The organism is Paraburkholderia sp. J41, assembly GCF_905220235.1.
Classification (GTDB): Bacteria; Pseudomonadota; Gammaproteobacteria; order Burkholderiales; family Burkholderiaceae; genus Paraburkholderia.
Window position 1 is genome coordinate 66986 of the sequence record NZ_CAJMZE010000001.1, and the last position, 24521, is coordinate 91506.

At 66.4% G+C, this 24521-nt stretch carries 20 protein-coding genes and 1 pseudogene; 7 read left to right on the forward strand and 14 right to left on the reverse strand.

What is annotated here, in order from left to right; genetic code table 11:
• Positions 1 to 59: 59 nt before the first annotated feature.
• Both U5805_RS00305 and U5805_RS00310 read right to left on the reverse strand, forming a co-directional pair.
• Complete coding sequence (locus U5805_RS00305) at positions 60 to 998, reverse strand: NAD-dependent epimerase/dehydratase family protein (protein WP_322101429.1); 939 nt, start codon at positions 996 to 998, stop codon at positions 60 to 62.
• Positions 995 to 2761 (reverse strand): GMC family oxidoreductase, encoded by a 1767-nt coding sequence (locus U5805_RS00310; protein WP_322101430.1) that lies wholly within the window; start codon positions 2759 to 2761, stop codon positions 995 to 997. The genes U5805_RS00305 and U5805_RS00310 overlap by 4 nt, the downstream gene beginning before the upstream one ends.
• A gap of 368 nt (positions 2762 to 3129) precedes the next feature.
• Here U5805_RS00310 and U5805_RS00315 point away from each other — a divergent pair, with 368 nt between their 5' ends.
• Positions 3130 to 3954, forward strand: coding sequence for a WecB/TagA/CpsF family glycosyltransferase (locus U5805_RS00315; protein ID WP_322101431.1), 825 nt, complete (start codon positions 3130 to 3132; stop codon positions 3952 to 3954).
• A gap of 211 nt (positions 3955 to 4165) precedes the next feature.
• Here the strand turns inward: U5805_RS00315 and U5805_RS00320 are convergent, their stop codons facing one another.
• The 5 genes from U5805_RS00320 to U5805_RS00340 form a co-directional block, all read right to left on the reverse strand.
• Positions 4166 to 5569, reverse strand: a complete 1404-nt coding sequence (locus U5805_RS00320; protein WP_322101432.1) for an undecaprenyl-phosphate glucose phosphotransferase — start codon at positions 5567 to 5569, stop codon at positions 4166 to 4168.
• Between the two features lie 661 nt (positions 5570 to 6230).
• Complete coding sequence (locus U5805_RS00325) at positions 6231 to 7409, reverse strand: GGDEF domain-containing protein (protein WP_322101433.1); 1179 nt, start codon at positions 7407 to 7409, stop codon at positions 6231 to 6233.
• A 511-nt stretch (positions 7410 to 7920) separates the two neighbouring features.
• Positions 7921 to 9870, reverse strand: a complete 1950-nt coding sequence (locus tag U5805_RS00330; RefSeq protein ID WP_322101434.1) for an ATP-binding protein — start codon at positions 9868 to 9870, stop codon at positions 7921 to 7923.
• A gap of 115 nt (positions 9871 to 9985) precedes the next feature.
• The gene (locus U5805_RS00335) at positions 9986 to 10348 is read right to left on the reverse strand and encodes a response regulator (protein ID WP_322101435.1); all 363 of its coding nucleotides are present in this window, start codon (positions 10346 to 10348) and stop codon (positions 9986 to 9988) included.
• A 201-nt stretch (positions 10349 to 10549) separates the two neighbouring features.
• Positions 10550 to 12466 (reverse strand): AAA family ATPase, encoded by a 1917-nt coding sequence (locus tag U5805_RS00340; protein ID WP_322101436.1) that lies wholly within the window; start codon positions 12464 to 12466, stop codon positions 10550 to 10552.
• Positions 12467 to 12920: 454 nt separating this feature from the next.
• Between U5805_RS00340 and U5805_RS00345 the strand changes: the two genes are divergently transcribed.
• Positions 12921 to 13082 carry a DUF1328 family protein gene (locus U5805_RS00345; RefSeq protein WP_322101437.1) on the forward strand — a complete coding sequence of 54 codons (162 nt, stop codon included), beginning with the start codon at positions 12921 to 12923 and terminating at the stop codon, positions 13080 to 13082.
• 199 nt (positions 13083 to 13281) lie between these two features.
• Here the strand turns inward: U5805_RS00345 and U5805_RS00350 are convergent, their stop codons facing one another.
• Entirely contained in the window at positions 13282 to 14634 is a 1353-nt protein-coding gene (locus U5805_RS00350; RefSeq protein ID WP_322101438.1) for an MFS transporter, read from the reverse strand.
• Between the two features lie 350 nt (positions 14635 to 14984).
• On the opposite strand from U5805_RS00350, the gene U5805_RS00355 reads away from it, so the two are divergent.
• Entirely contained in the window at positions 14985 to 15413 is a 429-nt protein-coding gene (locus U5805_RS00355; RefSeq protein WP_322101439.1) for a hypothetical protein, read from the forward strand.
• Positions 15414 to 15417: 4 nt separating this feature from the next.
• On the opposite strand, the gene U5805_RS00360 is transcribed toward U5805_RS00355, so the two are convergent.
• Complete coding sequence (locus tag U5805_RS00360; RefSeq protein WP_322101440.1) at positions 15418 to 16350, reverse strand: LysR family transcriptional regulator; 933 nt, start codon at positions 16348 to 16350, stop codon at positions 15418 to 15420.
• A 145-nt stretch (positions 16351 to 16495) separates the two neighbouring features.
• Between U5805_RS00360 and U5805_RS00365 the strand changes: the two genes are divergently transcribed.
• On the forward strand, positions 16496 to 17353 hold the full coding sequence (locus U5805_RS00365; RefSeq protein WP_322101441.1) for an NmrA family NAD(P)-binding protein: 858 nt from the start codon (positions 16496 to 16498) through the stop codon (positions 17351 to 17353).
• Positions 17354 to 17487: 134 nt separating this feature from the next.
• On the opposite strand, the gene U5805_RS00370 is transcribed toward U5805_RS00365, so the two are convergent.
• The 5 genes from U5805_RS00370 to U5805_RS00390 form a co-directional block, all read right to left on the reverse strand.
• On the reverse strand, positions 17488 to 17628 hold the full coding sequence (locus tag U5805_RS00370) for a hypothetical protein (RefSeq protein WP_322101442.1): 141 nt from the start codon (positions 17626 to 17628) through the stop codon (positions 17488 to 17490).
• 132 nt (positions 17629 to 17760) lie between these two features.
• The gene (locus U5805_RS00375; protein ID WP_322101443.1) at positions 17761 to 18228 is read right to left on the reverse strand and encodes a hypothetical protein; all 468 of its coding nucleotides are present in this window, start codon (positions 18226 to 18228) and stop codon (positions 17761 to 17763) included.
• Positions 18229 to 18521: 293 nt separating this feature from the next.
• A complete protein-coding gene (locus U5805_RS00380; RefSeq protein ID WP_322101444.1) occupies positions 18522 to 18932 on the reverse strand; it encodes a DUF3331 domain-containing protein in 411 nt (136 codons plus the stop codon).
• A gap of 728 nt (positions 18933 to 19660) precedes the next feature.
• Entirely contained in the window at positions 19661 to 20692 is a 1032-nt protein-coding gene (locus tag U5805_RS00385) for an alpha/beta hydrolase (protein WP_322101445.1), read from the reverse strand.
• Positions 20693 to 20815: 123 nt separating this feature from the next.
• Complete coding sequence (locus tag U5805_RS00390; RefSeq protein ID WP_322101446.1) at positions 20816 to 21187, reverse strand: DUF4148 domain-containing protein; 372 nt, start codon at positions 21185 to 21187, stop codon at positions 20816 to 20818.
• A gap of 328 nt (positions 21188 to 21515) precedes the next feature.
• Here U5805_RS00390 and U5805_RS00395 point away from each other — a divergent pair, with 328 nt between their 5' ends.
• The 3 genes and pseudogenes from U5805_RS00395 (at position 21516) to fusA (ending at position 24517) form a co-directional block, all read left to right on the forward strand.
• Positions 21516 to 21644 carry a hypothetical protein gene (locus U5805_RS00395; RefSeq protein WP_322101447.1) on the forward strand — a complete coding sequence of 43 codons (129 nt, stop codon included), beginning with the start codon at positions 21516 to 21518 and terminating at the stop codon, positions 21642 to 21644.
• Between the two features lie 386 nt (positions 21645 to 22030).
• A pseudogene (locus tag U5805_RS00400) lies at positions 22031 to 22262 on the forward strand (slipin family protein); the annotation flags it as partial.
• Between the two features lie 206 nt (positions 22263 to 22468).
• Positions 22469 to 24517 (forward strand): elongation factor G, encoded by a 2049-nt coding sequence (gene fusA / locus U5805_RS00405; protein WP_322101448.1) that lies wholly within the window; start codon positions 22469 to 22471, stop codon positions 24515 to 24517.
• Positions 24518 to 24521 lie beyond the last annotated feature (4 nt).

The window sequence follows — 24521 nt, forward strand, 5'->3', positions numbered from 1 at the left end:
CGCGCGGCGGCGCGCCCGGTCGTCGTTCGTCTGCGCGCCCACGCCTCGTGCGTTCGCCCTCAGCGCCGCGCTTGCTCGCGCGCCTCGGTTTGCAACGCCGCCAGCCACGGCGTCCAGACCATGCCCAGGTCGTCCTGCGCGCGGCGCGCGTCGAGCCGGATATCCTGTTGCCAGAGCCGCGCGAGCGACGGCGGCAACGGCGGCGGCAATTCGAGGCCGCCCAGCTTGCGCGCCGCGATCTCGCCAATTTTCAGGGCAGGCGCGAGCAGCTTCGTTTCGAGCTTGAGACGCCGCGCGCCCACGCGCTGCACCGGCGTCGCGCCCAGCGCGCGCGCATACGCCACGAAATATTCGTTCCAGCGCGGCGCGTCCGCCATCGCGAGGTTGTAGGCGCGGCCGCGCGCCGCCGGCGTGCGCAGCGCCGCCAGCACGGCGCGCACGACATCGTCGATATGCACGAGATTGCTGCAACCGTCGCCGGCCGCGCCCAGATCGCCGATACGCCGTGCGCGCAGCAAACGCGCGATACGCTGCGACCATTGCGGGCTGCCGCCGCCATAAATGCAGCCGGGACGCAGCACCGTCACCGCGGGCAGCGGCGCAAGCAGCGCCTCGGCCTCGGCCTTCGCGCGGCCGTACGGGCTCGCCGCATCGAGCGGCGCGCTTTCGTCGACCCGGCCTTCGAGCGCGCCGTACACCGCCATCGAGCTGAAATACACCACGGGCAGCGGCTTCGCGCGAGCGAGCAGCGCCTCGCGCAGCGCGCGCGCGTTCGCGACGATGGTCTCCGGCGTGCCCGCGATGCAGTTGACGAGACCGTCGGCTGCGTCGATCGCGGCGCCGAGCGAGGCGGCGTCGAGCGCGTCGACGCGGCGCAGCCCGTTGCCCTCGCGGCGCGATGCGGCAACCGGTTCGGCCCAGCCGCTCGCGGCGAGCGCGGCAACGACGCGCGCGCCGACAAAGCCGGTTGCGCCAGGAACGAGAATGCGGGCTTTCATCGAGCGGCTTCGGAGTGAGTGGGGAAAACCGCAGAGGAAGCGGCGGGGGTAGCGGCGGGGGTAGCGGCAGAAGTAGCGGCAGAGGAAGCGCCGGTGGAAACCGGCAACGCGGCCACCGCGCCGCGCAAATGCGCGGCGAGCCGCAACGCGAGCGCGACGATCGTGAGCGTCGGGTTGGCCTGGCCCGAAGTCGGGAACACGGCCGCGCCCGCCACGTAGACGTTGTCGGTTTCGTGTACGCGGCAGTTCGCGTCGACCACGCTGGTGCGCGGGTCCTCGCCCATGCGCGCCGTGCCGATATGGTGGCCGCCGTACGCGCCGTAGCGCGTCATTTCGGCTTCCACTTCGGCGGGATCGTATTCGAAGCGGCCCGCGCCCGAGCGCTCGATTTCGCGCGCGAGCGCGTCGAGCGCGCGGCTTACCGTGGCCACGTCCTGCGCGGTGTAGCGCCAGTCCACGTGAATGCGGCGCTGGCCCAGCGCGTCGGTGGCGTCGCCGAGCGTCACGCGGCTCGCGGCGTTCGGCTCCTGCTCCGCGTGAAAGTCGAGCGAGAAGCGCAGGTTCGCGGGCCGCACGATGATCGACGGAAACTTGCGCTCGGCGAGCGTGCGGCGGCGCAGCCAGTTCCACAGGAAGCGCGCGGTGTCCGGCGCATCGGCGACCACGTTTTTCGCATGCGCGAACGTCGATCCCGCGTAGCCCGGCGGCGTGCCGTCGTACAGGCGCTTCGCGTATTCGTACGGCACGATGCCGCGCGCGAGATAGAGCGCGGAGAGTATGCCGTTGCCGTGACCGGCGTCGGGAATGCGCGGATGATGCAGGCGCGCGACGAAGTTGCCCGCGCGCAGCGCGTGCTGCGCGCCCTCGCGCAAGGCAAGGCGGCGGCGGCAGTAGATGCCTTCCTCGGAGATGTCGTAGCCGTGATGGACCGAACTCGCGCGCGACAGGTCGAGCGTGCCGATCGTGCCCGCGAGATGGCTCATGTAATAGCGGCCCACGACGTCGTGCGCGTTGCCGAGCCCGCGCCCGCTCGCGCCGGGGCTGTCGAGCAGCAGGCGCGGCACTTCGAGGCCGCCCGCCGCGAGCACGTAGGCGCGCGCCGCCACGCAGAAGGTCGCGCCGCCGATCACCCGCACGACGGCCGCGCCCACGCGCCGCGCCGAACCGGCGTCCATCGGCAGGCGGCAGAGGTTGGCATGCTGGAGCACGCGCACGCGGCCTTTGGCGAGGCGCGCGCGATAGCGGCTGCCGAAGTCGGTCGGGCAACTGAAGCGTTCGAGCGTGTTGGCGGAAAACGCGTCGCTGGCAAAGCCGCCGATCATGGGCGCAAGCGGTGCGGCGAACGCGGCTTCGGCCGTGTAGGCGAACTCGCCCGCCTCGCACAAGGCGTTGGCCTGCGCGTAGTACGGCAGCACTTCGGCATAGGCGATCGGCCAGCCGCTGTGGGCGATGTAGTCGCGCGCTTCGAAGTCGACCGGGTCGAGCGGCAGGCAGCGGCCGCCCCACAGCGTGGTCGAGCCGCCGAAGCGGCGCACGCGGTAGTGGTCGATGGGCGGATGCAGGCGCGCGTCGGCCACGGTGCCTTCGTAAAGCGTTTGCGTGGCCGGCTCGGGCGCGTCGCCGCCGCTCTCGAGCACGATCACGTCGAGGCCGCTTTCCTCCAGCGCGAGCGCGAGCGTGATGCCGGCCGCGCCCGCGCCCACCACGCACACGTCCGCATGGAGCTGCGCGCCGGCGGCAATTTCCCGCGCGTCGACGATCATGGCGCAAACCGCCGCGGCGCGCGTGCGAAATCGCGCGCGAAATAATCGGCGCTGTCGTTATTAGACGCTTTCACCTGAAGAATCCACCGCCCATTTTCAAGACCGCAGCGATGGTAGCCGATCGCCATCGTCCTCATAAAAACAATTCGCCGTGGCCTTATTTTTTGTCTCAAATTTGCACCTACGTGTTTGGTAACTCACTGACTCAAGCGTAAGATTCTGCCTGTAGTCGGAGCGCATCTTGGCCAAGCCAGGAGACCACAAAAAACAACAGTACGTTCGTCATATGACGGGGTGGCACGACGCCGGTGGATAAAGCGTCGCGCCAGGCTCCGCCGTGCCGGACGACGGGGTCATAAGCCAAAACAATGAGCAGCGTGCCTTATCTGGCAGCGGCGCCGCACGCGGGCGAGCGCGCTGTCTTCAACCCGAGCATTCGCCTTTTCGGACTGAACATCGCCGCCGTGTCGTTCGACACCGCGCTCGACGTGCTTTGCGCGGCCGCCGCGCAGCGCGACGGCCGCGCGCGCGTGGCGGTCACGCCGAACGTCGACCACGTCGTGCGTCTGGATACCCAGCCCGACCTGCAAACGCTCTACCGCACCGCCGACTTCCTGTTCGCGGACGGCATGCCCGTGGTGTGGGCGAGCCGCCTGATGGGCAAGCCGCTGCCCGGCCGCGTCACCGGCTCGGACCTGCTGCCCGCGCTCTGCGCGCGCGCCCGCGCGAACGGCTGGAAGGCCGTGATCGTCGGCGGCATTCCCGGTCACGAGAAGGCGCTGCTCGACGGCTTCGCAAAACACTATCCGGGCCTCGACCTGGAGATCGTCGCGCCTTCCATGTCGTTCGATCCGACCGGCCCCGAAGGCGACGCCGTCGCCGAACGCGTGCGCGAGATCGCGCCCGACATCGTGTTCGTCTGCCTCGGCATGCCCAAGCAGGAACGCTGGGCGCTCCATCACGCCGAAACGCTCGGCGGCGGCCTGCTGCTTTGCGCGGGCGCGGCCATCGAATTCGCCGCGGGCCTGCGCAAGCGCGCGCCCGCCTGGATGCAGCGCAGCGGCTTCGAATGGTGCTGGCGCATCCTGCAAGACCCGGCGCGCCTGTGGCGCCGCTATCTCGTCGACGACCGCCGCTTCGTCAGCATCGTCTGGCGCCACTGGCGCATGGCGCGCACGCAACGCGCGGTCTGATCGCGCCCCGGCCGGATAGCCGCCCGCATCGCGTTTCGTCGCAACCGGCGGTGCCGTGGCCTCAACGCGCACGCAACGCGCGGTCTGATCGCGTCTCGACCGGATAGCTGCCCGCATCGCATTTCGTCGCAACCGGCGGCGCCGTGGCACCAACGCACGCGCCGCGCGAACTTCGAGAAGCCGCCTCGCAAGGCGGCTTTTTCATGGGCGCTCACACGGCGTTGCGGCCGGTGATGATGACGGGAATCGTCTTGGCGAGAATCCGCACGTCGAGCCACAGCGACCAGTGCGCGATGTAATAGCGATCGAATTCCACGCGCCGCTGCATCTTGTCCGGCGTGTCGGTCAAACCGCGCAAGCCGTTGATCTGCGCCCAGCCCGTGATGCCCGGCTTCACGCTATGACGCAGCATGTAGCCCGGAATCAGCCGCCGATACAGCTCGTTGTGCTCGGCCGCGTGCGGGCGCGGGCCCACGAGGCTCATGGTGCCGAGCAGCACGTCGAAAAGCTGCGGCAATTCGTCGAGCGAGGTGCGCCGCAAGAAGCCGCCCACGGGCGTGATGCGCTCGTCGCCGCTGCGCGCCTGGCGCACGCCTTCGCTCGCGTCGCCGGGCTGCGCCACGCGCATCGAGCGGAACTTGTGTACGACGATCGGCAAGCCGCGCTCGCCGTAGCGGCGCTGGCGGAACAGCACCGGCCCCGGCGAATCGAACCTCACCGCGAGCGCGATCGCGAGCATGACGGGCGAGAGCAGCGCGCACAGCAGCGCCGCGCCCGCCACGTCCACGCCGCGCTTGACCATCCGCGAAATGCCGAGAATGGGAATGTCGTGCAGCGCGAGCAGCGGCACGCCCGCCAGCTCCGTGCTGTTGGCCGCGAGATCCCGGAGGATCGGCAGCTCGGGCACGAGATAGATCGCGGCCGTGGAGTCGTAGAGGCGATTGACGATCTCGCTCGTGCCTTCCTCGCCTTCGAGCCGACCCATCGCGACGAACACCGTGTCGAACGCGTTTGCCTCGATGCGCGCGAAGGCGTCGGCGTAGCGGCCGAGATACGGCGGCAGCGTCTCGCCCGCTTCGGGCAAGACCGGCTCGTCGTTGTAATAGCCCATCACCTGAATGCCGAGAATGGGCGAGCGGCGCAGCCGCAGATTGAGCTTGCGCGCCTCGCTGCCCAGCCCGAAGAACACGGCGTGACGCTGGTTGCCCGAGGCGTTGTTGATGCGCTGCGCACTCGCGCGCAGCGCCACGAGCCCGGCGAGCTGCAACGGCAGCGCGAGCGCCGCCCATTGCGCGAGCAGCCAGCGCGTGTCGCCGCCGCCGCCGTGCCAGACGAACAGCACCGCCATCAGCCCGACGAGCAGCCGGCACCAGCGCATGGCGGCACGGCTCAGCATCCACGACAGTTCGCGCGCGGTCGCGAGCAGATGAAAGCGCGCGAACAGCAGGAACGCGCCCGCGGCCAGCGCGGCCGCCAGCACGCGCCAGAACTCCATGCCGGACAGCGCCGGGTTGAACGGCATCAGCGCGACGAATGCGCCCGCGTTGAGCGCCGCGCTCACGCCACCGACCAGGCCCATGAAAAGGCGATGATGATGGGTCGACTGGATGGTCATGAGAGGTTCAAGGGAGTCAGGCGGCAAAGCGGTTCCGGCTACGTTCGAAAGCCCGGGGCGTGATCGGTATAACGGCCCGGCGCGGCGACTTGCGTAGGGGTTCCGGTCGAAAACGAGCCGGTTGACGCGAACGCGCGCATGACCCGGACGCGAAGGCGCGTTGGCGCATCGCGACCGGCACGTCGAAAACGCGAGGTCGGAAACATGCCGGCGACGCGGCTCGCGTGGAGCCCTGCGCGGCGCGCGGATCATGCGGCGAAAGGCCGTTCCCCCACGGCCCGATGGCATGAGCCGTCTGTCCGGCGGCGCGAGTGGTCGAGGTTCGGGCCGTGATTCCGGAGCGGCAAGCTGCCATCTCAAAATTGAACCCAATCTTACCAGTCCATTTTGAATTTGCACGCGCCAATAACGCCGCATTCGGAAAAGCCGAAAGAGTGTGGCGAATTTGCCTAATTTCGGCTTTAAAGCCGCGTCGATTAAAACCCGATACGGCTTTAGCGTCTTTAACCGCCCCGCGCGATTTTCGTATGATTAATCGGCGTATTTTTTCGAGGCAAACGTTTGCGGATTCGTTTCGATGAAAATCGGTGCGTTTATTCCGCTTGGCCGGTTGCGTGGCTTGGCTCGGCCCGGCTTCGCCGCGTAAATCGGCGCCCGATCGTCAGGCTTCCGGCGACGACTCCGATGCCGGCGCGGCGGCGCCCGCCTTGTGCGCGTCGCGGCGCGCGAGCGACTTCTTGCGCTTGGCCGCGTACATCGCCATGTCGGCGTGGCGCAGCAACTGGTCCACGTCGGCGGCGGCCTCGGAGACGGTCGTGAGGCCCACGCTCGCGCCCACCTTCACGAGCATGCCCGGTGCGAGCTCGAACGGCCGCTCGATCGCCTCGGCCACGAGCGCCGCGAGTTCGTGCGGCGGCCGCGCCGAAGGGCAATCGACGATCACGAATTCGTCGCCGCCCATGCGGGCGATGAGCGCGTCCTTGCTCGCGAGCGCGCGCAAACGCAGCGCGACCTGCACGAGCAGCAGGTCGCCGGCTTCGTGGCCGTGCGCGTCGTTCACGAGCTTGAAGCCGTCCAGGTCGACGAACAGCACGGTCGAGCCCGCCGCGATTGGCGTGGGACCGGCGCGGCTCGCGGCGCGAAACAGCCCTTCGCGGTTGAGCAAACCCGTGAGCGCGTCGTGGCGCGCGCGGTGGCTGTGCTCGCGCTCGGCCTTCATCGTCGAGATAAGCAGGCCGTTCAGGCGCTGCGCCGCCACGCTCATGGCGAAGAGATAGAACGGAATCTGTAGCAGCGTGAGCAGCAGCACGGGTTCGCGCGCGAGCAGCGCGGCGATGCAGCACGGCCCGAGCGAGAGAAAGATCATCACGGCAACGAGGCGCGGCGCCGCGAAATTGCGGAAGCAGATGCCGCCCACCATCGCCGCCGCCGAGAGGAACGAGAGCGTGGCCGCGACCCAGTCGCCGCTCACCGCGCTCACGAACGCGCCGTAGCCCACGGTCGCGCCCCACAACGGCGCGAGCAGCACGTAAAGGTCCGTGGGCGTGGGAAGCGCTTGCGCCGCGCGGCGGCGCGCGATCACGAGCACGATGAAGCGCATCAGGCACACGGCGACTTCGGCGAAAAACCACGCCTTGAAGGGCAGCGTGGGATGACGGCGCACGAGCACGCCCGCCACGGCGATCGTGTTGAAAACGCCGCCGAAGAAGATCGGCAAGGTTCCGAACAGCGTGCCGACCAGCGCGACGCGAATCTCGTGCGGCGTTTCCTGGCCCGGCGCGGCGAGCCAGCGTGCGAGGCGGCTGCGCGGCAATGAGTAGATTTCGTTCGGAGTATTCAAAGGCAACACCGTCTGGCGGCCGCTGTCCGGCCATGACGCGGGACGGCGGCACTCAAGGGAAGCGGGCGGGTTGGCGCAATGCCGCCGGGCGCCGCGCCCGGCAAGTCCCCGAACTCGCCGGCGGCGCCTCGATCTGCGCGGAGGTGGTCGCATGCGGGTTTATGCGTCGCGAATCATGCCGGGCCGCGGTGCGATCGCCGGCCATTATCGGGCTTTGAACGCGTTGGCGCCACCTTTCGGCGCGCGCGCCGATCATCGCTTGGTTGCGCGCGCAAGCACTCGCGCGTGGACGGATGCGGGAGCATGCCTGCCGCTCCGAAGCGGTGCGGGGCAAGCGTTTGCGGGGCGGGTTCGGCGGCCGCGCGGCGACGTGCGCGCGGGATGCGCGCGGGGTGCGCGAGCCGTCGCGGGCGGTCATACGCGGGAAAACGCCGATATTGATGGAAGGCGCGCGGGATTTGGCCGGGTCACGAACGCCGGCGCGGAGACGCGCGCGAAGCCGCTACCGAAATCAGCGCGACACGCGCGCCGACGCGGCTACAGGCATGAGCGTATCCGGCGCATTCGGTGCATTCGGCGCATCAACCGCATCCGGCGCATCAACCGCATCCGATGCATTCGACGCATCAATCGCATTCGACGCGTCAACCGCATCCGACGCCTCAACCGCATCCGGTGCATCAACCGCATCCGACGCATCAACCGCATCCGATGCGCGCCCGCCCGCACGCCCCGCTTCGAGCGCATCGCGCACGGCGCCGGCGAGATCGTCGAGCCGATAGGGCTTGCCGATAAGCGCCACGCCTTCGTCGAGCTTGCCGTCGTGGAAGATGATGTCGCGCGTGTAGCCCGAGGCGAACAGCACGCGCGCGTTGTGCGGCGGCCCGCCCGCGATGCGTGCGAGTTCGCTGCTGCGCACGGTGCCCGGCATCACCACGTCGGTGAACAGCAGGTCGATGTGCTCGCCGCTCTGCACGATGGCGAGCGCCGCGTCGCCGTCCGGCGCGGAAAGCACCTTGTAGCCGAGCTGCGCGAGCATTTCGATGGCGGCGATGCGCACGTCGGCATCGTCCTCGGCCACGAGAATGGTTTCGCCGCCGCGGCTCTGCTGCGGCGCGGACGGCTGCGGCGCGCGCGGCTCGGCGGCGTGGCTGCGCGGAAAATACAGGTCGACGGCGGTGCCCTCGCCTTCCGTGCTTCGAATGTCGACGAAACCCGCGCTTTGCGACACGAAGCCGAACACCATGCTCAAGCCGAGGCCCGTGCCCTTGCCTTCGGCCTTGGTCGTGAAGAACGGCTCGAACACGCGCGAGCGCACATGCTCGGGCATGCCGCTGCCGGTGTCCGTCACCGAAAGCCGCACGTACTCGCCGGCGGGTACGCACGCCCGCAGCGCGCGCGCGTCCCGCGCCGCGTCGACATTGTCGATGCGCACGGCGATCGAACCGGCGGCCGGAATCGCGTCGCGCGAATTGATCACGAGATTGAGCAGCGCGCTTTCGAGCTGATTGCGGTCGGCGCAGATATTCCACGCGTCGCGGCGCGGCGCGATATCGAGGTCGATGGTTTCGGGCAGCGTCCGGCGCAGCATTTCGCTCATGCCTTCCACGAGTTCCGCGGGCTGAAGCACGGCGGGCGCGAGCGGCTGGCGCCGCGCGAACGCGAGCAGTTGCGAGGCGAGCTTCGCGCCGCGCGCCACCGCGTTGCCGGCCGCCGTCACGCGACGTTGCAGCACGTCGTTGCCGCGCGTCGCGAGTTCGATGAGTTGCAGGTTCGCGGAAATCACTTGCAGCACGTTGTTGAAGTCGTGCGCCACGCCGCCCGTGAGGCTGCCGATCGCTTCGAGCTTTTGCGCCTGGCGCAGCCGCTCCTCCATCGAAACGCGCGCCGTGACTTCCTCCGCCACGCGATGTTCGAGCGTCTGCGTCAGTTGCAGCAGCGCTTCCTCGGCCTGCTGACGGCTTCGTTCGGCGAGAATCTTTTCCGTCGTTTCGAAGACGATGGCGATCACGCCCGCGGGCCGCCCGTCGTCCTCGATCACGGGGCTGTAGCTCAGGTCCAACCACACGTCTTCGGCGCAGCCCTCGCGATAAAGCACGAGTTCCTTGTCCTTGAACGTGAGCGTGCCGCCCGCGAGGCACGTGTCCACCACGTGCCGGTTGAACGACGCCACTTCGGGCCAGCCCACTTCCACCGGCTTGCCGAGCAGGAACGGATGGCGCCCGCCCGCGAACACGGCATAGGCGTCGTTGTAGATCATCGAGCCTTCCTGGCCCCAGAGCATCACGAGCGGCGAAGGCGAAGCAAGCAGAAGCTGCACGGCCGCCACGAGACTCGCCGACCATTTTTCGCGAGGGCCGAGCGACGTGCCGCTCCAGTCGAACGCGGCGATGCGCTGCGCCATTTCGCCCTGCCAGCCGGGACATTGCACGTGATGGGGCGTCAATTCGGTCGAACTCATGGCGAACACATTGGTACGAGGCACGGCGCGCGAAGCTGCGGCTCGCGCTGGAGGACGCGGCTTGCGCAATTTGCGCAACTGAGCCAAGGTAGCAAACGTCGTTCCCGTCTCGCCGTTACAGACAGGCCAGCAGGTCCTCGATCGTCGCGGGTTTCGTCAGCGTTTTGTCGAAGCGCGCTTGCGGCGCGGCGGCGGTTTCGCCGCGCATCGCCTCGGGGTCGACAAAGCCGGAAAGCAGGACGAAGCGCGTGTGCGCCGTGCCCGGCTGCGCCTTGAGCCGCGCGAGCAGTTGCGCGCCGCTCATGTCGGGCAGCTTCCAGTCGAGGAACGCCACGTCGGGCGCGAACGACCGGATCGCCTGCAATGCGCCCTCGCCGTTCGTGGCGCTGCGCACTTCGTGGCCTTCGAGTTCGAGCAGCATCGCAACGGCGTCGGTGATGTCGCGATCGTCGTCGACAAGCAAGATTCGTCTGGACATGAAACACCCAATCGCTGCTGCGCGCGGCCGCGTGACGCGGCGGCGCGGCTTCTTCATGACTTCGTGATGGTAGCGAAGTTGCGGCGACAGTGCGGCGGACGCGCGCGCGAATGCGCGCGATCGAACGGTTAGCTCACCGTATCGGCGTCGGGCGGCGGCGAACGCCCTTGCGAAACACCGCGCGAACGCGCGATGAAAACACTATGCCGCGGCTTGCGAAATGACCGGCGACTGCGCGCGCTCCCTCGCTTCGGCGTGCTCGCGAATCAGCCGGTACACCGTTTCGCCGGGCACCGTTTCCGCTTCGAGCAATTGATCGGCAATCGCGCGCAGCACCGGTTCGTTCGCGCGCAGCAACGCGAAGCACGCGTCGTTGAGATCGTGCAGCAAGAGGTTCGCGTGCTCGATCGCGTTCTTCAATTGCAGTCCCGCGTATTGCTGCGGCAGCGCGGCGAGACTGAACAGATTGCCGTCCGCGTTGAAGCCGTGCTTCGACACCATGTCGAGGCTGATGCGCGAGGCTTCCTGCAAGTCGGAGGCCGCGCCGCTCGACGCTTCATGGAACATCAACAGCTCGGCATTGCGCCCGCCCAACAGCACCTGGATCTCGTTGCGCATTTCGGTTTCGCGGTACAGGTACTTGTCCTGCCGCTTGGTGATGAGCGCCACGCCCAGCGCGCCGCCGCGCGGCAGGATCGTCACTTCCTCGAGCACGCCCGTGTCGAGCAGCGCCGCGACGAGACCGTGCCCCGCTTCGTGAATCGCAATGCGCGTGCGCTCGTCGTCGGAGAGCGCGCGCTCCGCGCCGTTGATGTCGCCGATGCGCGCGATCTTGATCGCTTCGAGAAAGTGGCTTGCGCCTACGGCCTTCGCGCCCGCCTTGCGCGCGACGAGACCGGCCTGATTCACGATCATCGAAAGCGTGGCCGGCGAAAGACCTGTAGTCAAACGCGCGAGCTGATCGAAGTCGATTTCGTCGGCATTCGTTTTCAGTTTTGCCGCGTAAAAGCGCAGGATTTCCGCGCGGTCCTCCACGTCGGGCAAACGCACCGGCACCGTGCGGTCGAAGCGCCCCGGACGGCGCAGCGCTTCGTCGAGATTGTCGGGGTGATTGGTGGCCGCGACGATGATGACGCCTTCGTTCGAGGCGAACCCGTCCATCTCCGCGAGCAGTTGATTGATGATGCGATTGCTTTCCGCTTCGACGGGACCGCCGCCCGTATCCGTGCGTTTGCCGAGGCCGTCGGCTTCGTCGATGAAGATGACCGTGGGCGCGTTCTTGCGCGCGAGTTCGAACAGATGCTTGACCTTCTGAATGCCCACGCCGTAATACTTGGCGCTGAAATAGCTGCCTGTAATCGCGATGAAATTGGCGCCGCATTCGCCCGCGAGCGCCTGCGCGAGCCGCGTCTTGCCGACGCCCGGCCCGCCCGTCATGAGAATGCCGCACGGCGCACGCACGCCCATGCCCGTGAATTGCGCGGGCTCGGTGAGCCACGCGCGCACGTCGGCGAGCGCGGCCTTCGCCTCGCCCGCGCCGATCACGTCGTCGAAACGCAGCGTGGGCGTCTTGCTCAGCAAACGCGCGCCGCCCGTCATTTCGCGGCGCATGAACCACGCCACGCCGCCCAGCAGCAAAATGGGCAGCATCAAGCTGATGATGTCGCGCAGACGGTCGAACGCTTCGGACCAGCGCGCGGCGCCCGTGCTGACCTGCGCGTCGGGCAGCCAGACGAGTTGATACGGCGTGTTCGCGCCCGGCTTCAGGTCGCCGAGCAAAAGCGCATTCGAGAACGTGCCGTTGTGGTCGGCCACGTAATACTTCTCGCCTTCGAGCGTGGAGACGAGAATGGCGTCGCGGCTCACGCCGATCGCGGCAACATCGTGCGCGTGAATATCGCGCAGCATTTCGGAAGCGTCTTTCTCACGGTGCGTCCACAATGCCGCGTCGTGCCGCATCTCATGCGCGATGCCCGTCAACGCGGGCGGCGTTTGCGCAATACGCGCCTCGTGCCGCCAGTAGAAAAAACTGACCGTCGCCGCGAACGCGGTCGCCGTCACGCCGAATGCCACATAGCGGCCAATCCGCGACCACAATGAATTCCTTGCCGGTTTCATCAATCAATTCCTGAACGGACGCGAAGCGCGCGCCCGAAAAACACACGAAGGGATTGGAGACAGGCGAACGCATGGCGCGCTCGTGGCTGGGATATCGTTTGCGCAATCGCTTGAGCCCGATCCAACTCGACTTAACTCAGTCAGTTTTATCGGGCGAAATGATCGAGTGCTGATTAAGATCGCGCCAGGTTGTCATTGCGATCTCGACCCTCTTTATTCTTACTGCTCCATACGCATTATGCCCGCGTTGCACAGCGTGCAAAAAGCCGAATAGCGCGGAAAGGCCAGTTATTTCGCGGATTTGGCCGGTGCGCAGCGCAATTCAGCATTTCTTACCTGGCGCGGAGCACCGGAAATGCGGCACGTCGCTTGCGCACCGCCACTCACGCGCGCTGAACGCGCCGCGAATGCGCGCCGGTTGCACGGTACGTCCCCACATAGACGGAGGTCCATCATGCTCTACTACGCGTTGGTCTTTTTCATCATCGCGATCATTGCCGCTGCACTGGGCTTTGGCGGTATTGCGGCGGGCGCCGCCAGCATCGCCAAAGTGCTGTTCTTCATCTTCCTCGTGATTTTCCTCGTCACGCTCGTGATGGGCCTCATGAGAAGGTGACGCTGCGCTTGCGCCGCGCCTCGGCAACGCCTTGAACGCGGCCGCGCGCCGGCGTCAGAACGCCGGTCCCGGCCGCGTCGTTTCGTGCGGATGCAGGTGCGCGTTCGGGATGAAACCGAAGTCCGAAGCCGAAGCCGATTCACGCCGGCTTCACGAAGCGCCAATCAGCGCCAATCGCGATCTTCACGCGCCCGGTCGTTCACGGCCTCACGACTTCGCCGTCGTCGTGCGTGTGGGGCTGCGAGGCGTCGTCGAGCGTTTCGAGCGCCGGGTTGTGATGCAGGATGAGCGCGGCGCCCGCGCCCACGAGCCCCGCGCCCGCGAGACACAACAGCCCCGCGCCGAAGCCGCCCGTGCTGTCCTTGATCCAGCCCATCGCATAGGGCCCGAAAAAGCCCGCGAGATTACCGAGCGAATTGACGGCCGCGATGCCGCCCGCCGCCGCCGCGCCGGAAAGGAATGCGGCAGGCAGTGTCCAGATCACGGGCAGGCACCCGAAGATGCCGAAGCCCGCAATCGAGAGCGCGAGCATTTTCAGCACCGGACTGTCGAGCCCCGCCGCCGCCGCGATGCCCGCCGCCGCGACCACCAGCGCGAAAGCCACATGGCGCTTGCGTTCGAGCCGGCGGTCGGAGTGGCGTCCCCAAAAAATCATCGACACCACGCCCACGGCATAGGGCAGCGAAGTCACGAAGCCCGTTTGCAGGTTCGTGAGGCCGAACGCCTTGACGATCTGCGGCAGAAAGAAGCTCAAGCCGTAATTGGTGGCATTCGCACCGAAATAGATGAGCGCGACCGCGAGCACGCGCGGATTGATGAGCGCCTCGATCACACTGAACGTATGCACCGCCTCGCGATGCTTGCGCTCCTGCGCCTGGCGCGCGACGAGCCAATCGCGTTCGTCCTGGGCGAGCCACGCAGCGTCGATGGGTTTATCGGTCAGATAGAACAGCACGCCCAGCGAAAGCAGCAGCGCGGGCGCTGCCTCGATCAGATAAACCCACTGCCAGCCCGCGAGGCCGCCGTGCCCGTCGAGCGAAAGCAGCGAACCCGAAATGGGGCCGCCGATCACCGTCGATAACGGAATGGCCGCCATGAAATAGCCGACCACGCGCGCGCGATATTTGGCGGGAAACCAGATGGTGAGCAGGAAAATGATGCCGGGGAAAAATCCCGCTTCGGCAATGCCCAGCAAGATGCGCAGCACGTAGAACACGTGCGCGTTGGACATGCCCGTGTAGCTCGCGATATGCGGAATGAACGCCATGGCGCCCGCGATAATGCCCCACGTGAACATGATGCGTGCGATCCAGCGCCGCGCGCCAAAGCGTTCGAGCAGAAGATTGGAAGGCACTTCGAAGAAAAAGTAGGCGATGAAGAAGATGCCGGCGCCAAAGCCGAACGCGCTCGCGGAAAGATCGAGCGCCTTGTTCATTTGCAGCGCGGCAAAACCGACGTTGACCCGGTCGAGATACGCCACGAAATAACAGATCATCAGGAACGGCACGAGCCTCGCCGTCACGCGCGCCATGGTGCGTGTTTCCAGCTCCATCGGTGTCTCCTCCGAGATCGGCGTCGCGCGCCGGCGCCCCAAGCCCCGGCGTGCCCGTCCGTGTCATGTGTTTAAAGACTAGGCGGTGCTCGCGCGATCGGAAAGTGCGATTTACGACGCGGCGTTTTTCTTACGTTTTCATTACCCGTTTCGAGTCAGGTCGACGACGCGCAAGGCGTTTTAACTGGCGAATGAATGGCCACCCGGAACTTCGCGCATTGCCGCGCACAGGCCGCGCACAGGCCAAGCGCGCTCAAGCGCGTGTCGGGCGCCAATGGCATGATGCACGCAGCCCGCCGGTTCGTTCGCAGTCGTTTCCCTTCATGCCGTCTTGCTTCAGGAGAAAGCCCATGCCGATGTCACGCCGATGGATCGCCGCCGCCGCGGCCGCCGTAGCGCTAACCGCCTTCGTCCCGTTTTCCGCCGCCGCGCAAACCGCGCCGCCCGATGCCCCCGCGGCCACGCCCGCCGGCGACGGCACCTTCTTGCTGACGATCTTCCTCAAGCACGACGAGTCCAAGCCGCTGCCCAAGATCAATCAGCAACTCGCGGAACAAGGCTTTTACAAGGCGTTTCCGCCGCCGGGCGTGGAAGTTGTTTCGTGGTACGTAATGATGGGCGTCGGTCAGGTGGTCACGCTGCGCGTGCCCGCCGGCCGCTTGCGCGAAGTGAATCGCGCCATCGAGGAAACCGCGTGGGGCGGCTATCGCACGGAGTTTTATCCGACCTACGATTACAAGGCGCTCGCCGAACAGGCGCGCGAGCGCAACGGCAAGTAACGCGTCAATACCAGGGCGTGTCGTCGAGCGACGCGCCCGTGATCTTCACGATGAAGTCGAGAAACGCACGCACCTTCGCTGACGGATGGCGCCGCGAAGGATAAAGCGCGTACAGCGGAAAGCGCTCGTCGGGCCAATCGGGAAAGAGATCGACAAGGCGACCGCTTTCGAACAAGGGCTGCGTGCCGAGCGCCATGATCTGCGCGATGCCGTGGCCCGCGAGACACGCGCCGTGCATCGTCGAAACGTCGTTCACCATCAACCGCCCGCGCGCCTCGATCGCGATCTTCTTGCGCGGCCGGTGGAATTCCCACGAAAACGGCCGCGCCGTTTCCGGGTCGCGATAGTGGATGCATTGATGCGGCTCGCGTTCGAGATCGGCGGGCTTGAGCGGGCGTCCGTGCTTCTTCAGATAGCCGGGCGACGCCGCCGTGACGATGCGCGTTTCGAGCAGCTTGCGCGCGATGAGCGTGGACGCGCGCGGCACGCCGAAACGCACGGCGAGATCGAAGCCGTCGGCCACCATGTCGCCAAGCTGGTCGCGCGTCATCAAGTCGAGTTGCAGATCGGGATAACGCTCGATGAACTGGCCGATGCGCGGGCTCAGGACGATCTTCGAAAAGAACGGATCGACATTCACGCGCAGGCGGCCGCGCACGGCCGTCGCGCCGCCTGCCGCCGAAGCGGCCGCTTCCTCCAGCCCGTCGAGCAGCGGCACGACCTGCTCGTACAGCCGCCGCCCTTCGTCGGTGAGCGTGATCGTGCGCGTGGTGCGATCGAACAGCCGGATGCCGAGCCGCGCCTCCAGGCGCGCGACCGAGCGGCTCACGCCCGATTGCGACATGTCGAGCCGCTCCGCCGCGCCGGCGAAGCTGCCGCTGTCGACAATGGCCGTCATCACGCCCATGCCGTTGAGAATGCGTTCGTCGAAAGACATACGGGTTTCCTGAAATCGCCGGTGACGCGATTCATGCCATCGCGTCATGACTGCCATGATACTCATGTCATGGCGTAACGCATCGCCCGCCGCCACAATCGACCCCGTCGAACGCGAGTTCATTCATTCGAACGGGAGCACGAATATGTTTGCAGTGACGGGAATTACCGGTCAGGTCGGCGGCGTGGTGGCGCAGCGCCTCGTCGCGCAGGGTCAACCGGTGCGCGCCGTCGTGCGCAGCGCCGAAAAAGGCGCGCCGTGGGCCGCGCGCGGCTGCGAGATCGCGCTGGCGCAAATGCACGACGCGGCCGCGCTGCGCTGCGCCTTCGAAGGCGCGAGCGGCGTGTTCGTGCTGTTGCCGCCGGTGTTCGATCCGTCGCCCGACTTCGCCGAGTCGAAGCGCAACATCGCCGCGCTGCGCGACGCGCTGGGCGCGGCGCGGCCGCAACGCGTGGTCGCGCTCTCCACGATTGGCGCCCAGGCCGCGCAGCCGAATCTGCTCAACCAGCTCGGGCTCATGGAAGCGGCGCTGCGCGCGTTGCCGATGCCCGTGGCCTTCCTGCGCGCCGCGTGGTTCTTCGAAAATTCCGCATGGGACGTCGAACCCGCGCGCACGGCGGGCGTGATTCCGAGCTTTTTGCAGCCGCTCGACAAGCCGGTGCCGATGGTCGCGACCGAGGATATCGGGCGCGTCGCCGCGAACCTGCTGCGCGAAACGTGGCAAGGCGCGCGCGTCGTCGAACTCGAAGGCCCGCGCCGCGTCACGCCCGACGAGATAGGCGCCGCTTTCGCGCAGGCGCTCGATCAACCCGTGCGCATGGAAGCCGTGGCGCGCGAGCGTTGGGAAGCATTGTTCCGCGCGCAGGGTATGGCCAATCCCTTGCCGCGCATGCAGATGCTGGACGGCTTTAACGAAGGCTGGATCGAATTCGAATCGCCGGCTAGCTCGCTCAAGGGCGAAGTGCCGCTCGAAACGGTGATCCGGCAGCTCGCGGCGCATTAAAGGCGCATTAGGCGCATTAAAGGCCCATTAAAGGCCGCGATTGAAAAAGGGCTCATCGAATTGACTTCGATGAGCCCTTTACAGCACGCGCGCGCTAATCGCTCAATCCATTGACCGGCGCACAGCGTGTCAACTCAATGACAACGCGTTTCCCAATGACCATGCACGCGCACCTTGTGACAAACCGGGCGATGGTGATGGTAATCCGCATAAGCCGGAGCAACGGCAGCAAGCGACGTGAGCGATGCGGCAAGCGCGAGAATGAGTTTCTTCATTGTTCAATGCCCTTTGGGTTGGTTGAGGGTACTGTCGGCTCAGCACGCTGCGAACCCGCGGCTTTCAAATCGCTTGATGCAGATTTCGCTTTAAATCGAACCGTCACGAATGCGTTGTTTCGCGGCTTTCGCTCACGATTCCGCGGTGATGTAGCGCGACACGAACGCCACGAATAGCAGGCCTTTCAAGGTACATTCGATCAGCGAGAGATAAAAGGCGAGCGGAAACATCGTGTACTCGGCCGGCAATGCGGGCGCAACCGCCAACACGCCCAGTGCGCAGAGAAAAACCAGTACGCCGCGCGCAATGCCGTTGCCGCGCAGCACGAGCCAGGCAAGCGATACCCACAGCGCGGAAGAAAAGAGCAGCGCCGCGCGTTCCGTCGTGCCCTGCGCGGCCCAGAATTCCACCGGCAATTCGATGAGCGCCCATAGCGCCGACGCTTTCACGAGCCACGCCGTCGCCGCTCCCGGCCGCTTGCGCCGCGCGCCCCGGCCGTCCTGCGTGTGCAGCCAGTCCGAGAAGTCAGCGAAATTCGACAGGTCGTCAATCGTGGTGGAATCGCGCATGACCGGCGATCCGCTTTCGTCGTGTGCCATCTCCATTCTCCCTCGCGCTGCCGTCGCGAACGAACGTGCCGATGGGCGTTCGTGGGCGTTCGTGCGGCAATGCCGTCTTTCCTTGTTATCAGTCGGTTGGTCGATTTGTCGAGCGTGTGGTCGCCTGATGGTTCACCTGAGCAGAAAGCTTGCCTGGGCGCGCGGCCATGCCGCCCCGCTGCCGGTAAAAAACGAGCGAAACCACCGGTCCGGCCCGCTCGCTCCATCGGCACGAAGCGCTTTTCGCCGCGCTTTTTGCCTCGTTCTTGCGTCGTTTTTGCCTCGTTCTTGCTTTATTGCCGGCCTTCTTCGGTCTGCAAGACGACGCTATGAATCATCGCGTCGGCGTTGAGCGCCTGCGGTCGCATCGGCCGCGGGCGATACACCGCCTCGCCGCGCCGGATTTCGCGGCCCGTCACCGCGCACACGCCCGAGCGGCGCGCGCGCGTGAGATACCACTCCTGGTCGCCATATGCGCAATGCGACGGGTCGCGCCAGGCGAGCGTCAGGCGCGTGTCCGTCGAGCGCTCGATCACGCGCACCGAGAGCCCGGCCACGGCCGTTCGCGCGGCGCGGCGCGCCGACTTGCGCGGCTTGGCCAGCGCGCCGATCGCACCGGGCGCGCCGCGCTCGCCGCGCAGTTGTCCGAGCAAGCCGATGGTCATGGCCCAGGGATCGGCGGCTTTGGTTTGGATCGGCATCATGGGAACTCCTTCAGTTCGGGTGGTCGCGCCGGGCTTTCGCGTGCCTGGCGCCGGGCTTGACGGGCATTGGCGCGGGCGCATCGGGCAAATCGAAAACCGGGCGGCCGATCAATGGCCTGAAAACCCGGCTTTGCGAAACCGCCGCGATGCATCCGCGCGATACGGTTTCGTGCCCATTGCAAGCCGCTTGCCTGACGGCACCGGCGAGCGAAAAGAAGTTGCTTTTCAGCCGCTCGGAGGCCGCCGCGCGGCGCGGGAGAAACGCGCGGAGCGGCGGCGGCTCGAAGCTCGGGCGCGAGAAAGGAACGGGAGGACGGCAAGACTTACGCTGCGCACGCGAACGCTTTGCCAGGCGCGATCACGTCAATCGCGCCCAGCCGGAACGCGCCGGGAAGGAACCGGTCGATTTTTCCAGCTCAGGACGGCAAACGCCGCATGAACGCGGAAACGAGGCAGACGCCGCGAGCCCGGCGCGATTCGCGCAGGTGAAGGCGAGCGACGGCGCTCCGTGCTGGTTTTAAAGGCGATGGCACGCGCCGGACGCCCTCGTTGGCACCCGGCGGACGCGCACGCATCGCGAATGCGCGTAGATTGGGGCGAGGCCGGGAAATGCCGTCCGCGCTTGCGGCGTGGCCATGACGGAATGAGGATGCGCGTCGCGAAGATCGAGAGCAGTGCGAAACAGACGCGCCATCGCCGCGAACCTCGCGTCGCGCGCCCCGTTCCGCTCACAGGTGCGTGACTTGGAGAATCGCCTCGGCAAACGCCTGGGGCGCTTCCTGCGGCAAATTGTGGCCGATGCCGCCGCCGACGTTGCGATGCAGATACTTGCCGGTGAACTTCTTCGCATACGCGGCGGGATCGGGATGAGGAGCGCCGTTCGCGTCGCCTTCGAGCGTGATGGTCGGCACCGCGATGGGCGGCGCGCTCGCGAGGCGCTGCTCGATGCCGTCGTAGCGCGATTCGCCTGGCGCGAGGCCCAGCCGCCAGCGATAGTTGTGAATCACCACGGCTACGTGATCGGGGTTCTGGAACGAAGCCGCGCTGCGCTCGTAGGTGGCATCGTCGAAATCCCACTTCGGCGAGGCGAGCCGCCAGATCAGCTTGTTGAACGCATCGCGATTGGCCGCGTAACCTTGCGCGCCGCGCTCGGTCGAAAAGTAAAACTGATACCACCACTGCAATTCCGCTTTCGGCGGCAGCGGTTTGCGGTTCGCCTCCTGGCTGCCGATCAGATAGCCGCTCACGGAAACCAGCGCCTTCACGCGCTCGGGCCACAGCGCCGCGATGATGCCGGCGGTGCGCGCTCCCCAGTCGTAGCCGCCCAAGATGGCCTGGTCGATCTTCAACGCGTCCATGAGCGCGACGATATCCACGGCCGTGACCGCTTGCTGGCCGTTGCGCGCCGTATCGGCGTGGAGAAAGCGCGTGCTGCCGTAGCCGCGCAGATACGGCACGATCACGCGATAACCGTTGGCCGCCAGCATCGGCGCGACTTCCACGTAGCTGTAAATGTCGTACGGCCAGCCGTGCAGCAGAAACACGGCCGGGCCGTCCTTCGGTCCCGCCTCGGCATAGCCCACGTTGAGCACGCCCGCGTCGATCTGCCGGATGGGGCCGAACGCGGCGTTGCCGCCGGTGCGCGGGTTGCCGCCCGACTGCGCGTGCGCGAGATTGCCGAGTCCGAGGTCGGCGAGCGTGAGGCCCGCGAGCGTGGTGCCCAGCAGCCGGCGACGACGGACATTGACGGGATCTGACATGACCTGCTCTCCTTGTGGGTTGGCGATGCGCTAGCGGTTGCGCTAGCGGTTGCGGTTGCGGTTGCGGTTGCGGTTGCGGTTGCGGTTGCGGTTGCGGCTGCGGCTGCCGATCCAGCCGGCCCATCACGAATGCGCGTAAATCGGGCCAAGACCCACGACGTCCGCGTCCTGGCCGTGCGAAGCCGCACGCGCGCCCGCCGCCGACACACCTTGCGCCATTCCGCCATAACCCGAGGCTTGCGCCGCATCGGCCGCGCCGTTCGCGCTCGCGGTGTTATCGGCGTTAGCGGTGTTATCGGCTCCGATGCGCGCCAGCGCCGCTTGCAGGTTGGCGGGATATTGCGTGTTGTCGGCCGCGGGGTTGTAGCCGGCCTTCTGGAGTTGCACGAGTTCGGCCTTCACTTCGGCGCGCGTCAGCGGCTGGACCGGCTGGGCGAACGAGAGCGCGGGCACGGCGACGAGAGCGGCAACAACGAACGATTGAACGAGTTTCATGATGTTTCTCCTTGGCATCGAGGTGGATGAACGCAGGGTTGGGTTGGCCGGATCGGCTTGTGAAGCAACCTTGCGTGAGAAGCATTTGAACGCCGCCGTGTATCACGCTTGTTTCCGTGCAGGCCGCTTTTTGCAAGCGCGCATGTCGGGCGGCCGTCTCGACACATTGCGATACAGAACCCCGCCGCGACAGCCTGCCGATCAATTAGCGCCAAGTCGAAAACGCTTGCCACGTGCGGATTTGGCAACGGCGGGCTTGCATTCCGTCTCGCGATCCTTATAATCAGGGTTATCCCTTAGGTACATTCCCTAGATCAGCGAGAACATCATGAGCGCAGCGATTCTTGAACACGTGACCCGTTTTCTGAGCAACGTTCGCCGCCTGGGCGCCGAAGCGCTCGAACGTCACCTCGAGTACTGCGAACTGCTCGCAGAAGCTCAACGCCGCTCGTTCTAAGCAGGCGTTTTCAGTAGTTTTGGCATTACCGGCCGCGTGAGTCCGGCTCGCGGCCTTGTTTTTGCATGCCGTATCGGGCGTCCACGCTGCGGGTTGTTCTGCGCCTCGCGCCCCGATGGCGGTTCAAACCTGCGGTAACGCGGGCGCCTCCGGCGTCGTCTCGCCGTCTATTCGCGACCGGTGACGGCTAACAAGGCCGCGAAGGCGCCGCGCGCCGTCATGTCGCCGCTTCTTCGCTCCGACGCAAACACTGCGGCGCGAGTCCGCACAGGCTGGCCGTGCATGCGGCAGTCTCTCTGCGCGTCATGAGCGGCCTTGCTGCGTCGCACGCGGCAACGCGCTCGTGCATGTCGCCGTCCGCCTTCCGCGCGGAAAACGCCTACTAGACGATGATTCGCGCGAGCGCGCGCCAGGCCGAAGCGGCGCGCCAAGGTGATTCATGCGGAAGGCGAATTGCAGGCTTCGGAAAAATGGCTGCTGGCTGCGCAGCACCCGCAAGCGATGCAACTGCGCTATTTGCAAACGCTGACCACCATCGCCGCCGACAAGAATTCGACCATCGTGTTCCCGCTGCCGATCAAACTCCTGAATGCGCTGATGAAGCGCATCAGCAAATGATGCGGCCCTGCGGCTTTATCGCGCTGCAATAAGCCCGCGCAACCGTTAAAGGCAACCGCGCCGCATAAAGATAGGGTTCCTGACTATTGCGCCGCAACGAATCGCGGATGCCGCGCCGCGCGCGCCGCATGTACCGGCGCGCGTTTGGCAGAGCGCGGTTTTTTCGCCAATAATGCCTCGAACACCCTCACTGGACGACGGCGGCCATGGACTATTCTCCCGAAGCCATCCGCACGGTCGCGCTCGTCGGGCACGCCGGTTGTGGCAAGACCTCGCTCGCCGAAGCGCTGCTGCATCGAGGCGGCGCGATTCACGCGGCGGGCAGCGTGAATCGCGGCACCGCCCTGTGCGACTTCGATCCGCTCGAACGCAAGTACCATCATTCGCTCAGTTCGGCCGTCGCGCATTTCGATCATCAGGACACCCGAATATATCTGCTCGACACGCCGGGTTATCCCGACTTCGCCGGACTTTCGATCGGCGCGCTGCCCGCCGTGGAAACGGCCGCCATTGTCGTCAATGCGCGCACCGGCATTGAAATGACCACGAGCCGCATGATGGTTTACGCGCAGCAGCGCAAGCTTTGCCGCATCGTGATCGTGAACGGCATCGACGGCGAGAAGGTCGACCTGCCCGCGCTGCTCCAACAGATTCAGGAAGCGTTCGGCAAGACCTGTTTGCCGATCAATCTGCCCGCGCACGGCGGCCGCGACGTGGTGGACTGCTTCTTCAATCCCGCTGGCGACGCCGACTTTCATTCGGTGGAAGCGGCGCACAACGCGCTCGTCGATCAAGTCGTCGAGCTCGATCCCGAGTTGATGGAGCTGTATCTCGAACAAGGCGAGGCGATTCGGCCCGAGCAGTTGCACGCGCCGTTCGAGCGCGCGCTGCGCGAAGGCCATCTCGTGCCCGTGTGCTTCACGTCGGCGGCCACGGGCGCGGGCATCGCGCAACTGCTCGACGTGTTCGTGCGGCTGCTGCCCAACGTGACCGAAGGCAATCCGCCGCTGTTCTATCGGCAAAACGGCGGCGTGCGCGAGTCCGTGCGCGCCGAGCCCGACGCGCGCAAGCACGTGCTGGCGCACGTCTTCAAGATCGTGATGGACCCGTATATCGGCAAGATGGCGGTGTTTCGCGTACACCAGGGCACGGTCACGCGCGACAGTCAGCTTTATATCGGCAACGCGCGGCAGCCGTTCAAGGCGGCGCACCTGATGCGGCTGCAAGGCAAGGATCACGCGGAGATTCTGCGCGCGGGCCCCGGCGACATTTGCGCCGTCTCGAAGGCCGAGGACATCGGCTTCGACGCCGTGTTGCACGACGCGCCCGAAGACGGCGACATTCATCTCACGCCGCCCGATTTTCCGAATCCCATCTACGGTCTCGCCATCGAGCCCGCGCGCCCCGGCAACGAACAGCGCCTGTGGGAAGTGCTGCAAAAGCTCGCGGCCGAAGATCCGTGCCTCACGATCGAGCATCCGGCGGGCACAAACGAAACCGTGGTGCGCGGCCTCGGCGAATTGCACCTGCGTTACATGCTCGAACGGCTCACCGATCAATACAAGCTCGACGTGGTCACGCACCCGCCAACCATCGCATGGCGCGAGACCATCGGCGGCAAGGCGGAAGGGCATTGCCGCCACAAGAAGCAAACCGGCGGCGCGGGCCAGTTCGGCGAAGTCATGCTGCGCGTCGAACCGCTGCCGCGCGGCGCGGGCTTCGAATTCGTCGATGCCGTGAAGGGCGGCGCGATTCCCTCGCAGTTCATGCCGGCCGTGGAAAAAGGCATCTTGCAGGTGATCGACAACGGGCCGCTCGCGGGCTTTCCGATGCAGGACCTGCGCGTGATCGTGTTCGACGGCAAGAGTCATCCCGTGGATTCGAAGGAAGTCGCGTTCGTCACGGCCGGGCGCAAGGCGTTCATCGACGCCGTGCTCAAGGCGCAGCCCATCGTGCTCGAACCGATCGTCGATATCGAGGTGACGACGCCCGAAGGCGCGATGGGCGACATCATCGGCGATCTCTCGGCGCGGCGCGGGCAGGTTCACGGCACGCGCACGATGGGGGGCCGCGCAATGGTGATCGCGGGCAAGGTGCCGCTCGCCGAACTCAACGACTACCAGTCGCGCCTCAATTCGCTCGCGGGCGGTCACGGCAACTACAGCATCCAGTTGAGTCACTACGATCCCGTGCCGCCGAATCATCAGGAACGGCTTGCCGCGCAGCACAAGGGCAAGACCGAAAACGTCGACTGAACGC

Excerpts from the sequence above, each read along its gene's own strand:
- U5805_RS00350 (WP_322101438.1), bottom strand. The coding sequence starts at position 14,634 with ATGGAGCTGGAAACACGCACCATGGCGCGCGTGACGGCGAGGCTCGTG.
- U5805_RS00355 (WP_322101439.1), top strand. The coding sequence starts at position 14,985 with ATGCCGATGTCACGCCGATGGATCGCCGCCGCCGCGGCCGCCGTAGCG.
- U5805_RS00380 (WP_322101444.1), bottom strand. The coding sequence starts at position 18,932 with ATGATGCCGATCCAAACCAAAGCCGCCGATCCCTGGGCCATGACCATC.
- U5805_RS00390 (WP_322101446.1), bottom strand. The coding sequence starts at position 21,187 with ATGAAACTCGTTCAATCGTTCGTTGTTGCCGCTCTCGTCGCCGTGCCC.
- U5805_RS00360 (WP_322101440.1), bottom strand. The coding sequence starts at position 16,350 with ATGTCTTTCGACGAACGCATTCTCAACGGCATGGGCGTGATGACGGCC.
- U5805_RS00365 (WP_322101441.1), top strand. The coding sequence starts at position 16,496 with ATGTTTGCAGTGACGGGAATTACCGGTCAGGTCGGCGGCGTGGTGGCG.
- U5805_RS00370 (WP_322101442.1), bottom strand. The coding sequence starts at position 17,628 with ATGAAGAAACTCATTCTCGCGCTTGCCGCATCGCTCACGTCGCTTGCT.
- U5805_RS00310 (WP_322101430.1), bottom strand. The coding sequence starts at position 2,761 with ATGATCGTCGACGCGCGGGAAATTGCCGCCGGCGCGCAGCTCCATGCG.
- U5805_RS00330 (WP_322101434.1), bottom strand. The coding sequence starts at position 9,870 with ATGAGTTCGACCGAATTGACGCCCCATCACGTGCAATGTCCCGGCTGG.
- U5805_RS00320 (WP_322101432.1), bottom strand. The coding sequence starts at position 5,569 with ATGACCATCCAGTCGACCCATCATCATCGCCTTTTCATGGGCCTGGTC.
- U5805_RS00315 (WP_322101431.1), top strand. The coding sequence starts at position 3,130 with ATGAGCAGCGTGCCTTATCTGGCAGCGGCGCCGCACGCGGGCGAGCGC.
- U5805_RS00335 (WP_322101435.1), bottom strand. The coding sequence starts at position 10,348 with ATGTCCAGACGAATCTTGCTTGTCGACGACGATCGCGACATCACCGAC.
- U5805_RS00340 (WP_322101436.1), bottom strand. The coding sequence starts at position 12,466 with ATGAAACCGGCAAGGAATTCATTGTGGTCGCGGATTGGCCGCTATGTG.
- U5805_RS00375 (WP_322101443.1), bottom strand. The coding sequence starts at position 18,228 with ATGGCACACGACGAAAGCGGATCGCCGGTCATGCGCGATTCCACCACG.
- U5805_RS00385 (WP_322101445.1), bottom strand. The coding sequence starts at position 20,692 with ATGTCAGATCCCGTCAATGTCCGTCGTCGCCGGCTGCTGGGCACCACG.
- fusA (WP_322101448.1), top strand. The coding sequence starts at position 22,469 with ATGGACTATTCTCCCGAAGCCATCCGCACGGTCGCGCTCGTCGGGCAC.
- U5805_RS00305 (WP_322101429.1), bottom strand. The coding sequence starts at position 998 with ATGAAAGCCCGCATTCTCGTTCCTGGCGCAACCGGCTTTGTCGGCGCG.
- U5805_RS00395 (WP_322101447.1), top strand. The coding sequence starts at position 21,516 with ATGAGCGCAGCGATTCTTGAACACGTGACCCGTTTTCTGAGCAACGTT.
- U5805_RS00345 (WP_322101437.1), top strand. The coding sequence starts at position 12,921 with ATGCTCTACTACGCGTTGGTCTTTTTCATCATCGCGATCATTGCCGCT.